Source organism: Salinibacter sp. (assembly GCF_036626415.1).
GTDB lineage: Bacteria > Bacteroidota > Rhodothermia > Rhodothermales > Salinibacteraceae > Salinibacter.
In genome coordinates this window covers 1-11,854 of record NZ_JAZKRW010000099.1, presented here as the reverse complement: position 1 = coordinate 11,854, position 11,854 = coordinate 1, and the positions used below count along the sequence as shown (strand labels likewise).

Sequence of the window (11,854 nt, the reverse complement as noted above, 5' to 3'; positions counted from 1 at the left end):
TGGAACCGTTGCGCGACAGCGCCGGCCTTTCACCGGACTTTCCCCGCGACGCAGGCCCACCGCTTCGGGAGACGCCTGCCGCCGTGCCACGACGGCACGACCTCGAAGAGCACATGCTCACTAAGCGTGCTCTATACGGTAGGTTTCCAGCGACAGAGTATCAAACGATCTCTGCCTGATTCTGTTATTGTTTCACTGCCAAAACCCTTCTTCAGCGTCGGTCTGTCCGGGTATGGCAAGAACACAGCTTTGTGAATTCCTCAGCTCGCATAGGACCGGCCGTGACCATCTTGAAATCTCACGGAGCTGAAACCTCACAGGGCCTAAGTGTCTCCCTCCAAGTAGCCTCTACATGCCTGTGAGGCGGCCGGGCCTTGATCCTCTTGTGCTTGGGGACTGCAGGGCCTCAGCCACGACTGTCAGTGCAAGGACGGGGATAACAGTGGTCATTGCTGCTTGCCTGGGCCTGAGACCCTCGACTGGTGCCCCCCATTGAGGGCTCCGAAAGATCCTCGTTGCAGAGATCGCCCCTCCAGTTCACAGGCGTTCAGCCCTTGGTGTTCTGTCTGGGACCAACGCTCCATTCAGTCGAGTGGTGCATATTCGGGGTTCGCGCTTCGGCTGCCCCGTGTTGGTTGCTGTTATTGATTACGCCCGGCACTGCTGCCTCAGCACCAACCAATTAGAGCAGAGCCCAAGGAAGGCTGTCGTGCGCTTTCGACCGGACAGGGGCGGCCTGTCGGTCCGTCGAAGGGGCCGTTCTACTCCTCCCCACCGCCGTGGCGAAAGTTGTACGAAATGCCGACCTCGGGCGTCCCCTGCACCAGGTCGACCCCGCCGTAGAGGACCACCCGCCCGACGTTGCCCACGAGGCCGGCCGAAACGACGGGATCCCAGTCCCGCCCCTCCTGTGGATCGATGTGGGCGCCAAGCCCCACGGCCGGCTGGACGCGCGACTCGAACACGTCGTAGAAGCCGAGGGCCCGGACACTGAGCTGCTGATCGGAGCCATCCTCCAGAACGGCACTGTTGACGGCGGCCTGGAGCTGCACGCCGCCCCTCGGATGGGTATAGCCCGAGGCCAGCCCGAAGGGCGTATCGCCCCGCCCGTACAGCCCGACCGTGCCGCCCGCCGCCGCGAAAAGCCCCACGGCGGCCGCAGCGGCGAGGGCAGGAGTGCGGAGGTCTGTGTCGTCCTCATCGTCGTCCTCATCGTCTTCCTCATCGTCGCCTGAGAAAGCGTCTCCGGCACGAGCGTCTTCTTCTCCCTCTGTCCCCTCGGTGCCTTCCCCCTCACTCTCTTCTCCTCGCCCCCCATTCCGGCCCCTTCGGCCCCCCTCTTCGGAGCGGTCCGCACCCGCTGTGGATCGCCCGATCGTCTCGCCGCGAGGACGTCGCGTTCGGCGATCGCCGTTGCCGTCCCCATCGCCGTCCCCAATGTAGTAGGGACGCGGGCCGATTCGCCAGCCGATGAAGATGCGGCTCCGAGGCCTGTAGATGCTCGGGGATCGCGACGGCTCCGTCCGGCGCTCATTGGCGTCCCGGCCCCCGGTGCTGCGCCGACGTTCGGCCGCGTCCGACGCGAAGCCCATGCGTTCCACGACGAGCCCCTTCAGCGTCGCCCCCTCCGACAAAATGCGGCGCGCTTCCGAGGGCGACGTGTTGAGGAAGACGCGCTCGTGGGACACCGTCACGTTGAACACAAAGCGGTCGGGCACGGGACGAAGGGCCATGCTGTCCACGCCGATGATCATTTCGGCGCGCCTCTCGCCGTTCACCTGCACGTCGGCGCGGAGCTCCACATTGGTCATGCGGGTGCCCGCCGGGCGCTCGCGCCAGGGCAAGACCTCCCCTTCGTAGAGCACCCGCTCGGCCGGGCGCCAACTCACCACGAACGACCACCGTGACGTCGTGTCGGTCGCGGCGTACTGGTAGTCGAGGGCGAGCGAGTCGATGCGGGGCAGCAGGTACGGCGCGTCCGGGCCCATCTCGTCGAGGAGGGTGGGCAGGGAGCGGGGCCAGCCCTCGAGCGCCGCGGTGCCCTCCCCGTCTCCACGGGGGGCCTGTGCGCGGCCCTGCCCCACCGCTGCGAACAGCAACACGCCAACGAGCAGCACGAGCCGAATTCTGGCAGCCACAGTCCGTTGCATAGACACCCAACGTTTGAATTGAGGGGGCGCTACCGGGATTTATACGGCCGCGCAGTGCCCCGAGTTCGTCACAAGCCCCCATTTCGGGCCGTTGCCCCACTGGCACGCCCCCCGCGTCTCGCCCCGGTGGTCACGTGTGCTCGCGGATCGTATCGAGGAAGCGGTCTCCGTACCGCTCCAGCTTGACGTCGCCCACGCCGTGCAGGGCGCGGAAGTCGCTTTGGGTCTGGGGCTGGTGCTCCACCATCGCCCGCAGGGTCTTGTCGTTGAAGATGACGTACGGGGGCACCTCTTGGGCCTTGGCAATTTGGGTGCGCCGCTCGCGGAGGGCGTCGAAGAGTTCCCGCTCCGGGCCATCGGCCGGAAGGGGGTCGTCGCCGGCCGTCTTGGTGGTGTCGGGGGACGACGACGAGGCCGCGGCGCCGTCGCGGAAGGCAACCGTCTCGCGGCCCTTCAGCACCGGGCGGCACTCCTCCGTGAGCGTGAGCGCGCCATAGCCCATCACGTCGACCTCCACCATGCCCTTCGCCACGAGTTGCCGGAGGATGGAGCGCCATTCGGTTTTCGACCGGTCGGCCCCGATGCCGTAGGTGGAGAGCGTGTCGTGGTCGTGGCGCTGAATCTTCTCAGTGTCCGTGCCCAGCAGCACGTCGGTGACGTGGCCGCTGCCGAACCGCTGGCCGGTGCGGGCGATGCAGGAGAGCGCCTTCTGCGCCGCCGTGGTGCCCTCCCACGTGTCGGGGGGGCGGAGGCAGTTGTCGCAGTTGCCGCACGTGTCCCCGTCCATCTCTTCCCCAAAGTAGCCCAGGAGCACCTTGCGGCGGCAGTCCGGCGCCTCACAGTAGCCGAGCAGGGCGTTCAGCTTGTGGCGCTGGGTCCAGCGGTGCTCGTCGTTCTCGGCGGAGTCGTCGATGAGCTGGCGCATGCGCACCACGTCGCCGCGGCGGTACGCCATCCAGGCGGTGGCGGGGCGGCCGTCGCGCCCGGCGCGCCCGGTTTCCTGGTAGTACGCCTCCAGCGTCTTCGGCACGTCGAGGTGGGCCACGAAGCGCACGTCCGGCTTGTCGATGCCCATCCCGAACGCCACGGTGGCCACCACGATGAGGCCGTCCTCGCGGAGGAAGCGGTCCTGGTGCTCGCTGCGCTCGTGGTCGGCCAGGCCCGCGTGATAGGGGACGGCGGTGTGCCCGTGGTCGGCCAGCCAGTCGGCGGTCGTCTCCACGCCGTTGCGGCTGAGGCAGTACACGATGCCGTTCTGGCCCGGATGCTCCCGCTCGATGAACTCGTGCAGCTGCCGGCGCGGGCGGCTCCCCTTCGGCTCCACCACGTAGCGGATGTTGGGGCGGTCGAAGCCGGCCACGAACCGGTCCTCGTCCGTCATGCCGAGGCGGTCGAGGACGACGCGCTGTGTGGGCGGGTCCGCCGTGGCCGTGACGGCGATGCAGGGGACCTGCGCAAAGTCGGCCCGGAGGTCGGCCAGCGCCAGGTACTCGGGGCGGAAGTCGTGCCCCCACTGCGAGATGCAGTGGGCCTCGTCGATGGCAAGCAGGGACGGCCGGGCCCGCGACAGCAGGGTTTTGAAGCGGTCGCGGGTGGCCCGCTCGGGGGCCACGTAGCAGAGGTCGAGGTCCCCCGCCGTGAGCCGGTGCTCCACGGCCTCCCGCTCCCGGCGGTCCAGGCTGGAGTTAAGGACGGCCGCCTCCACGCCGACCTGCTGCAGGGCGTCGACCTGGTCCTGCATCAGCGAGATGAGGGGCGAGATGACGATGCCCGTCCCGTCCCGGATCATCGCCGGAATTTGGTAGCAGAGCGACTTCCCCCCGCCCGTCGGCATCAGCACCAGCGCGTCGCCCCCGTCGATAAGCCGTTGCACGACCGGCTCCTGGTAGGGACGGAACGTCTCGTACCCGAAGACGGACTGGAGGACGTGCGTGGGATCGGCGTGGGTGACGTCCATGAAGAAACCTGAGGGAATGGAGGCATGAGACAAACTGGACCCGATACACTGCACTGTGTGGCGGCGAGTCAGTTCTGCCGTTTCTACAGAAATACGGGTTTCTAACCGACCTTCGCACGATCGGTGTCGAGACCTCGTTGGTTTCAGCCCTCGCGTCCTCGACGAGCATCATGGGCATCACGGAGCACTACGACCTGGGCACCATCGTCGGCCAGCCGACCGCCGGGGCGAACGGAAATGTCAACCCGCTCGAACTGCCCGGGCAGTATCAGGTCTCCTGGACGAGCATGCGCGTCCAGAAGCACGACCGGTCCCGGCACCACCTCGTCGGCATCCGGCCCGACGTGCGGGCCGAGCGGACGCTGGAGGGCGTGCGAGTCGGGCGGGACGAGGTGCTGGAGACGGCAGTGGAGGTGCTCCGGCAGAAGTAAGTTAAGCGGGCCCCTTCCGAAGTATTCCCGAACCGTCACGGCCGGGCCTTGACAATCGCCCCCGCAATTCTCTTGCTGTAGCCATCCCCGATGGCCGTGATGAACCGCCCCCGGCCTGCATTTCTCTAGCCCCCTCCTCCCCACACAAACTATGACCGCCAGACTAGGCATCGTCGGCGCCGGTGCCGGCGCCGCGGCCGCCACGTACACTATCGACACCGCGCTCCCGAGTGCTGAAGTCACGGTCTTCGAGAAATCACGCGGGGTCTGTGGCCGGGCCGCCGCGCGGCGACGCGACGGGCTCGTGTACGAGTACGGGGCCAACTACCTCACGGACGACGACGACCGCGTGAACGCGCTCGTCACCGGCGACCTCAGCGACGGGCTCGTGGAGGTCGACGGCCCGATCTGGACGTTCGACGCCGACGGGACCGTCGCGGAGGGCCGCGACAGCGACAAGCGACGGTGGACCTACGCAGACGGCATCACGCGGCTGGCCAAACACCTCTTCGGGGCGACGGACGCGACCGTCGAGCGGACAACACGCATCGTCGACGTTCACCACGACGGGGGCTGGCGGCTCACCGACGCCGACGAGTCCACGCACGGCCCGTTCGACGCCCTCCTGCTGAACCCGCCCGCGCCCCAAACCGCCGCCCTCCTCGACGAGACCGGAATTGAGGCCGTCGACCAACTCGGCGACGCCGCGGCCGCGGTCGACTACCGAACGGTCTGGACCGCCGTTCTCGGATACGAGTTCGAGATCGACGCGCCCTACTACGCGCTGGTGAATGCCGACAAGGAGCACCCGGTCGGCTGGATCGGGCGCGAAGAGTGCAAGCCCGGGCACGTGCCGGACGGCGAGACGGTCCTCGTCGTGCAGGCGAGCCCCACCTGGTCGACCGAGCGGTACGACGATCCTCCTGAGCAAAACATCGGGGTCCTTGCGCGGCACGCCGCGGAGATCGTCGGGGACGCGCGCCTGACTGATCCCGACTGGACGGACCATCAGGGCTGGCGGTACGCGTTGCCCGAGGCGGGCGTCCCGGCCGACGCGGTGCGGGCCGCCGCCCGCGCCGGGATGTACGTGACCGGCGACTGGGTGGCCGGCGCGGCGCGACTGCACGCCGCGGTCCGGAATGGCCTGGAGACCGGCGATGCCGTGGCCGAGTCCCTCCAAGAGGGGTGACAGAGGAACAGAAGACTGCAGCGGAGGCGGGTCCGACGGGACGGGCATGAACGTTCGCTGAACGCCTCCGGGCGTGGGTCGTACCAAGGGCATCACTTTTTTCTCTCTTCACACCAACCCGTTCTGTCATGGACACCAACGTCTACACCTATGAGGGCGACGACGTCACTGTTACCTGGGACCAGGAGCGCTGCATCCACGCGCAGGCCTGTGTAGACGGGCTGCCGACCGTCTTCGACCCGGAGCGCCGCCCCTGGATCGAGCCGGACCAGGCCACCCCCGACGCCGTGGAGGCGGTGGTGCCGCAGTGCCCCACCGGCGCGCTCCACCTCACCCGCAACGGGGACGACCCCGAACCGACGCCCGACGAAAACCGCATCTCGCTGTTTCCGAACGGCCCCCTCCTCGTCCACGGCGACGCGGAGCTCATTGACAGCGACGGGGAGACGCTGCTCACCGATACGCGCATGGCCCTCTGCCGCTGCGGAAAGTCGAGCAACAAGCCGCTCTGCGACGGCAGTCACGACGGGGACTTCGAGGACGCCGGGCACATCGCGGTGGATCACCTCTCCCCGCCCGACGACGACGGCGAGACCGACACGGCGCTCCGCATCCGGGCCACGGAGGACGGACCGTTCGTGGTGGAGGGGCCGGTCACCATCGAGGGGGCCGACGAAGAGACGGTGTCGGGCCACCGGGGCGCGCTCTGCCGCTGTGGCGCCTCCGGAAGCAAACCCTTCTGCGACGGGAGCCACGCGGAGGTCGACTTCGAGGCGGGGTGAGTGCATCGCTCCCTCATTGGACGAACTGCGCCCTACGAACTGGATTGAGAGCGTGGGACCGCGGGAGTACGCAGGACTCTGACCGTCTCACACGCTGCCGGCCCCTCGTCATGCTCTCACTCTTCATCCCTGCGCTCGCCACTCCCACACTCTTCACGCCCACGCACTCCACCCCCGCGCCCAAACCAACATGGCCTCGTCGAAGAAGGCAATCTACGCCGCGATTCTCGGCAACTTCGCCATCGCCGTTACCAAGTTCCTCGGCGCCACCGTGAGTGGCAGCTCCGCCATGCTGGCGGAGGGCATCCACTCGCTGGTGGACACCGGGAATGGCGGCCTGCTCCTCCTCGGCATCCGCCGCAGCAAGCGCCCGCCCGACGAACAGCACCCGTACGGCTACGGCAAGTCGCTCTACTTCTACACGCTCGTCGTGGCCGTCCTGATTTTCGGCCTCGGCGGCGGCATCTCCCTCTACGAAGGCATCCTCCACACGCTCGACCCCGGCCACGGCGGCGCCACCTCCGCCTCGATCCTCGGCGTTTCGATCGGCGGCCTCACGCTCAACACGATCGTTCTCGGCGCCGCCATCGTGTTTGAGGGCCTCGCCCTCCGCACCGCCCTGCAGGAGTTCAAGAAGCAGCGCGGGGACACGCCCTTCTTTGAGGCCATCGTGACGAGCAAGGACCCGACGACCTTCACGGTCGTGTTCGAGGACACCGCCGCCCTGGCCGGCCTCGTCGTCGCGCTCGTTGGCATTCACCTTGCGAGTCTACTCCACATGCCCGTGATCGACGGGGTTGCGTCCATCATCATCGGGCTCATCCTGTGTGGCGTGGCCGCCTTTCTCATCTGGGAGAGCAAAAAGCTCTTAATCGGCGAGGCGGCGGCCCCCGAGATTCGGGACGATATTCGTCGCATGGCCCGCGACGACACGGACATCGCGTCGGTCGAGCGCCTGCTCACGATGCACATGGGGCCTCGCGCCCTCCTCCTGAACATGGACCTGCGGTTCCGCGACGCCCTCGACGCTGACGCCGTAGAGGCCGCCGTCGATCGGCTGGAGCGCGCCATTCGGGAGGCTCACCCCAGCATCCGGTACATTTTTGTGGAGGCGGGCTCGATTGCCCGCACGCGAGCATCGGACTCGGGGGCCTCCGCGGCCGGCGATCCGCCCTCGTAGAAAATATTCACCATCGACGCCGACGCATTGCATTGACGATGGGCCGCGGATTCCGTATCGTCCCCGTCCGCGGTCCCACACGCTGTTCCCTCTTCCCACCCTCATCTCCATGTCGACCGTTCTCACCCGTGCCCTCTTCCGTGGAGGCTGCGCCGGCCTCGCCCTGCTCGTGCTTGCCGGCTGCGGCGGCTCGCTCTCCTCGCTCGCCCCGACGCCCGAGCCGGAACGGGTGCCCGAGGATACGATCCTGGTGGCGGACACGGACACGACCGCCCTCGACCCGGAGGTGGCCCGCCTGTACGCCCTGGAGTCGGAGCTCTTGGCCGCGGACGACAGCGTGCGCCGGGCCCACCTGCTCAACCAGGCCATGGCCGAACTGGCCGCCCTGCTCCGCACCCGGCCGGAGGCCCTCGAGCGGAGCGCCGTCCGGTCGGTCTACGGGGGCCTCACGGCCGAGTACCGGCGCTTCCACGGCTACCCCAGCGACCCGGACTCGACGCTCCTGGCCCGGGGACAGATTTTCTCCGTCCGGGCCCGCCTGTTCGCCTCCCTCGACGACGTCGAAAACCCGCTGCTGGAGGTGGAGCCCGCCCGCCCCGAGGCCACAGTGGAGGGCGCCGAGATTCCGATGACCTCGAACCGACTGGTGACACAGAGCACGACCGCCCTCGAAGAGGAGCCCGGCGAGCACGTGGACCACTGGCGGCGGCGCGTGCAGGTGTACGGGCCGATGATCGAGCACATCCTGGCGGAGGAGGGGGTGCCCCAGGAGCTCGTGTACCTCGCCATGATTGAGAGCGGCCTCAACCCCGACGCGCGGAGCTGGGCCGGCGCCGTGGGCATGTGGCAGTTTATGGCGGGCACCGGCCGGCGGTACGGCCTCACCGTGAACGCGTGGGTCGACGAGCGGCGCGACCCGGAAAAGGCCACCCGGGCGGCCGCCCGTCACCTGGGCGACCTGTACGACGAGTTTGGCGACTGGCACCTGGCGCTGGCCGGCTTCAACTGTGGGGCCGGCTGCGTGCGGTCCGCCCTCCGCCGGGCCGACGCCGAGGACCCGTCGTACTGGGACGCCCACGAGTACCTGCCGCGCGAGACGCAGGGCTACGTGCCCATGTTCATCGCCGCGGCCCGCGTGATGGAGAACCCCGAGGCGTTCGACCTCGACCCGGCCGCGCCGGCCTCCCCCCTCGCCTACGACTACGTGCCGGTGCACGGGAGCCGCCTGTCGCTCCGCACCGTGGCCCGCCTCGCCGACACGACGCGCAGCGCCATCGAGTCGCTCAATCCCGAGCTGCGGCGGGGGCGCATCCCACCCTCCAAGGAGCGGTACTACGTGCGCATCCCGCTGGGCAGCTACCCGCGCTTCGCCTGGAACTACGCCGAGCTGCCGGACGCGAAGAAGCAGCCGGCCACCACGTACGCCGTGCGGCGGGGCGACACGCTCTCCGAGATTGCCGTGCGCTTTGGCACGTCCACCGCCACCCTGAAGCGGCTCAACGGGATCGACGGCGCCATCATCCGCCCGGGCGACCGGCTGGTGGTGCCCGTGCAGGAGTACGCGAGCGCCCTCAGCGCCACCGACCAGCAGCGGCCCCTGCGCGTACAGTACGACACCTCGCCCCCCACCCGCCCGCTCGACGCCATCGAAACGGCCCAGGCTCCCCCGGACACGTCGTCCGAACCGTCTCCTTCCTCCTCGTCGTCCGCCCCCGAGACGGCCGCCACCTCTCCCACGACCTACCGCGTCACGCGGGGCGATACGCTCGGCGAGATTGCACAGCAGTTCGGCGTGTCCATCCGCGAGCTCCAGGCCTGGAACGACCTCAATGGCACGCGCATCCGTCCCGGCCAGCGCCTCCAGATCCGGGAGTAGTGCGTTGAGGACGAGACGGCTGAACGGGGGACCGTTGACTGCCCCCCTCTGCGCCGTTCGTAGAGGCGGCTCCGCCGCGCCCACACATCCCGGCCCACAGACTGAGATCCTACGCGTCCTCCGACTCGGAGGCGTCGTCGTACACCTGGCGGACCGTCTCGGCCGTCTCCAGCGCCACGTCCCGGTTGTAGCGGAGGGCGAGGTCCTTGTACTTGATGACGTCGTAGATCGTCCCGATCAGGCACAGTCCGCCCGTAAAGAGGTAGACGAGCCCCAGGGCAAACTCCTCCAGGTAGAGCCGGTGCAGCCCGCCGGCCCCGACGAACCCGATGGCCGCGAGGAGGAGGATGTGCACGGGCTCGCGGCGGCGCGAGCGGTAGATGCGGGCGAAGTGCCCGGCCTGCGCGTCGCTCATGTCGTTCAGCAGGCGCGCGACCTCGACCTGTTCGTCGCCGTCGAGTTCGGGAAGGTGTCGAAGCACTTTGGACATGGGGGAGAGGGGGATGGTGCAACAGAAGACGGGCGCTTCAGCGGGCCGGGCGACGCGCCGCCCGGCACAGCGACACAACGTGTGCCAGGAGCACGCCGACGACGGGGCCCGCCAGCGGGTGGGCCTTCCACGACGCCGCCCAGTGGCCGCGGGCCAGGTGTGCGATGGCCGTTCCGAGGCCGTCGCCCGGGCACGGCAGGCCCAGGCGTTCGATCAGGCACAGGTTGATGCCGCCGGGGGCCTGCGGATCGATGCTGGCCGCGGCGACGAGGGCCGCCGTCCAGAAGACCGCCTCGAGCGGCACGGCCCGGAGTCGCTGAATGGCAGGCCCGAGTAGGCCTTGAGCGGTCGGCATGGGGGGACGGATCGAGTGAGAATGCTGGACTCTGCTCTCACCACGTATCGGGCGCCTCAACTGTTACTCGCCCGCCGCGCTCCACGCCCTGCCCCCGCCAGGTGATCGAGCAGTAGCCGATTGACGACGGCCGGGGCGTCATGTTGCACCCAGTGGGTGGCATCGTCGAGCACCCGGAGGCGGCCGTGGGTGGACATCGCCGCGCTGGGGGCCGCCATCTGCCGACCGAGGGCCACGTCCCGTGCGCCCCACACCACGAGCGTCGGCACGTCGATCGGATCCGAGGGCGGAATGCTCCGCAGGGCGCGCCGGCCCGCGGCCCGGTACCAGTGCAGCATGCCACGGAGCCGACCCGGCCGCCGCCACGCCCGCCGGTAAATCGCGAGGTCGGTCTCGTCGAACGTGCCGGCCCGGCTGCTCCACCGCAGCATCGTGGCGAGTCCCTGCCCGTCATTGCGCCCGAGCAGCCATTCGGGCACGACAGGCACCTGAAAGAACAGCGCGTACGTGCTCCGGAGCAGTTGCGTGGGGCTCGTGCGGAGCGTCTCCCGAAAGACGTGGGGGTGCGGCACGTTGAGGATCGCGAGGCGCCGCAGGTGCTCCGGATGGGCGTGGGCGAGGTGCCACGCCACCATCGCGCCCCAGTCGTGCCCCACGACGGCGGCCCGGTCGCGACCCATCGCGTCGATGACGGCGCAGACGTCGTCCACGAGCACGTCCAGGTCGTAGGCGGAGACGGCCCGCGGCGCATCGCTCCGGTGGTAACCGCGTTGATCCGGCACGGCGACCCGGTAGCCCGCCTCGGCGAGGGCCGGGATCTGGTGGCGCCACCCGTACCAGAACTCCGGAAAGCCGTGGAGGAGCACCACGAGCGGGCCGTCCTCGGGCCCCGCCACCGGCACATGCAGCTGCACGCCACGCCCCTGCACCCAGCGACGATCGAGGGAGACCGGAATGTGTTCGACGGGGCTCTGTGGCATTGTGGAGGCGTTCGGGGACGGGCGATGCAGACTGCTACTCTACCATCGGACTCGCGTCCGGCTCGTACACCTCGTTCTGATGGTGCTCCTTCAGACGCTGGTACGCGGGGTCGTCCGTAAGGGCCTGCCACGCGTCGCGGAAGACGACGGCCGCCGCCCGCTTTTCGGGGTCGGCCCACTCTTCGGGCTCTCGCTGGGTGCCGTCGTCGTACTTCTGCCCGCCCGGATACTTGGCGTACCGCATGGCACGGGTAAAGCCCATCTGCAGGTACTTGCGCGCCATGTCCATGCCTACAAAGTCGTCCGTGGCCCGGTACTGCTCGTACGCCTCCCGGAGGGCCTCCACCGCGGCCTCCGCGGCGGCCTTGTCTTTGAAGCCCCAGTCGGGGAGCAGCTCGTCCTTGTACGGCTGGACCTTGAACACGCCCTGCTCACTGGAGTCGTACCGGTAGGCCTCCGGGTGG

The 11,854-nt window shown here is 68.9% G+C and carries 11 protein-coding genes; 5 read left to right on the top strand and 6 right to left on the bottom strand.

The features are described from left to right. Positions 1-761: 761 nt before the first annotated feature. Positions 762-2,138 (bottom strand): hypothetical protein, encoded by a 1,377-nt coding sequence (locus tag V5A20_RS10685; RefSeq protein WP_332327307.1) that lies wholly within the window; start codon positions 2,136-2,138, stop codon positions 762-764. Positions 2,139-2,280: 142 nt separating this feature from the next. Continuing rightward, positions 2,281-4,107 carry a DNA helicase RecQ gene (gene recQ, locus V5A20_RS10680; protein ID WP_332316080.1) on the bottom strand — a complete coding sequence of 609 codons (1,827 nt, stop codon included), beginning with the start codon at positions 4,105-4,107 and terminating at the stop codon, positions 2,281-2,283. Positions 4,108-4,244: 137 nt separating this feature from the next. On the opposite strand from recQ, the gene V5A20_RS10675 reads away from it, so the two are divergent. The 5 genes from V5A20_RS10675 (at position 4,245) to V5A20_RS10655 (ending at position 9,565) form a co-directional block, all read left to right on the top strand. Next, a complete protein-coding gene (locus V5A20_RS10675; RefSeq protein WP_332327306.1) occupies positions 4,245-4,538 on the top strand; it encodes a S41 family peptidase in 294 nt (97 codons plus the stop codon). A gap of 151 nt (positions 4,539-4,689) precedes the next feature. Then, positions 4,690-5,727: an NAD(P)/FAD-dependent oxidoreductase gene (locus tag V5A20_RS10670; RefSeq protein WP_332316082.1), complete on the top strand. Its 1,038-nt coding sequence runs from the start codon at positions 4,690-4,692 to the stop codon at positions 5,725-5,727. 128 nt (positions 5,728-5,855) lie between these two features. Further along, positions 5,856-6,509 (top strand): CDGSH iron-sulfur domain-containing protein, encoded by a 654-nt coding sequence (locus V5A20_RS10665; RefSeq protein WP_332327305.1) that lies wholly within the window; start codon positions 5,856-5,858, stop codon positions 6,507-6,509. Between the two features lie 190 nt (positions 6,510-6,699). After that, a complete protein-coding gene (locus V5A20_RS10660; protein ID WP_332327304.1) occupies positions 6,700-7,689 on the top strand; it encodes a cation diffusion facilitator family transporter in 990 nt (329 codons plus the stop codon). A gap of 109 nt (positions 7,690-7,798) precedes the next feature. After that, on the top strand, positions 7,799-9,565 hold the full coding sequence (locus V5A20_RS10655) for a lytic transglycosylase domain-containing protein (protein WP_332327303.1): 1,767 nt from the start codon (positions 7,799-7,801) through the stop codon (positions 9,563-9,565). Between the two features lie 109 nt (positions 9,566-9,674). Here the strand turns inward: V5A20_RS10655 and V5A20_RS10650 are convergent, their stop codons facing one another. From V5A20_RS10650 to V5A20_RS10635, 4 genes are all read right to left on the bottom strand, one after another. Continuing rightward, entirely contained in the window at positions 9,675-10,055 is a 381-nt protein-coding gene (locus V5A20_RS10650; protein ID WP_332316868.1) for a TM2 domain-containing protein, read from the bottom strand. A 37-nt stretch (positions 10,056-10,092) separates the two neighbouring features. Continuing rightward, positions 10,093-10,410 carry a DUF2752 domain-containing protein gene (locus V5A20_RS10645; protein ID WP_332327302.1) on the bottom strand — a complete coding sequence of 106 codons (318 nt, stop codon included), beginning with the start codon at positions 10,408-10,410 and terminating at the stop codon, positions 10,093-10,095. A 56-nt stretch (positions 10,411-10,466) separates the two neighbouring features. Then, positions 10,467-11,390: an alpha/beta fold hydrolase gene (locus V5A20_RS10640; RefSeq protein WP_332327301.1), complete on the bottom strand. Its 924-nt coding sequence runs from the start codon at positions 11,388-11,390 to the stop codon at positions 10,467-10,469. Between the two features lie 34 nt (positions 11,391-11,424). Then, positions 11,425-11,854 (bottom strand): DUF4385 family protein (locus V5A20_RS10635; protein ID WP_332327300.1); only part of this gene is annotated, 430 nt, incomplete at its 5' end.

Bases quoted from the DNA above. Each gene is read 5' to 3' on its own strand.
- V5A20_RS10650 (WP_332316868.1), bottom strand. From the start codon at position 10,055: ATGTCCAAAGTGCTTCGACACCTTCCCGAACTCGACGGCGACGAACAG.
- recQ (WP_332316080.1), bottom strand. From the start codon at position 4,107: ATGGACGTCACCCACGCCGATCCCACGCACGTCCTCCAGTCCGTCTTC.
- V5A20_RS10660 (WP_332327304.1), top strand. From the start codon at position 6,700: ATGGCCTCGTCGAAGAAGGCAATCTACGCCGCGATTCTCGGCAACTTC.
- V5A20_RS10655 (WP_332327303.1), top strand. From the start codon at position 7,799: ATGTCGACCGTTCTCACCCGTGCCCTCTTCCGTGGAGGCTGCGCCGGC.
- V5A20_RS10665 (WP_332327305.1), top strand. From the start codon at position 5,856: ATGGACACCAACGTCTACACCTATGAGGGCGACGACGTCACTGTTACC.
- V5A20_RS10645 (WP_332327302.1), bottom strand. From the start codon at position 10,410: ATGCCGACCGCTCAAGGCCTACTCGGGCCTGCCATTCAGCGACTCCGG.
- V5A20_RS10670 (WP_332316082.1), top strand. From the start codon at position 4,690: ATGACCGCCAGACTAGGCATCGTCGGCGCCGGTGCCGGCGCCGCGGCC.
- V5A20_RS10640 (WP_332327301.1), bottom strand. From the start codon at position 11,390: ATGCCACAGAGCCCCGTCGAACACATTCCGGTCTCCCTCGATCGTCGC.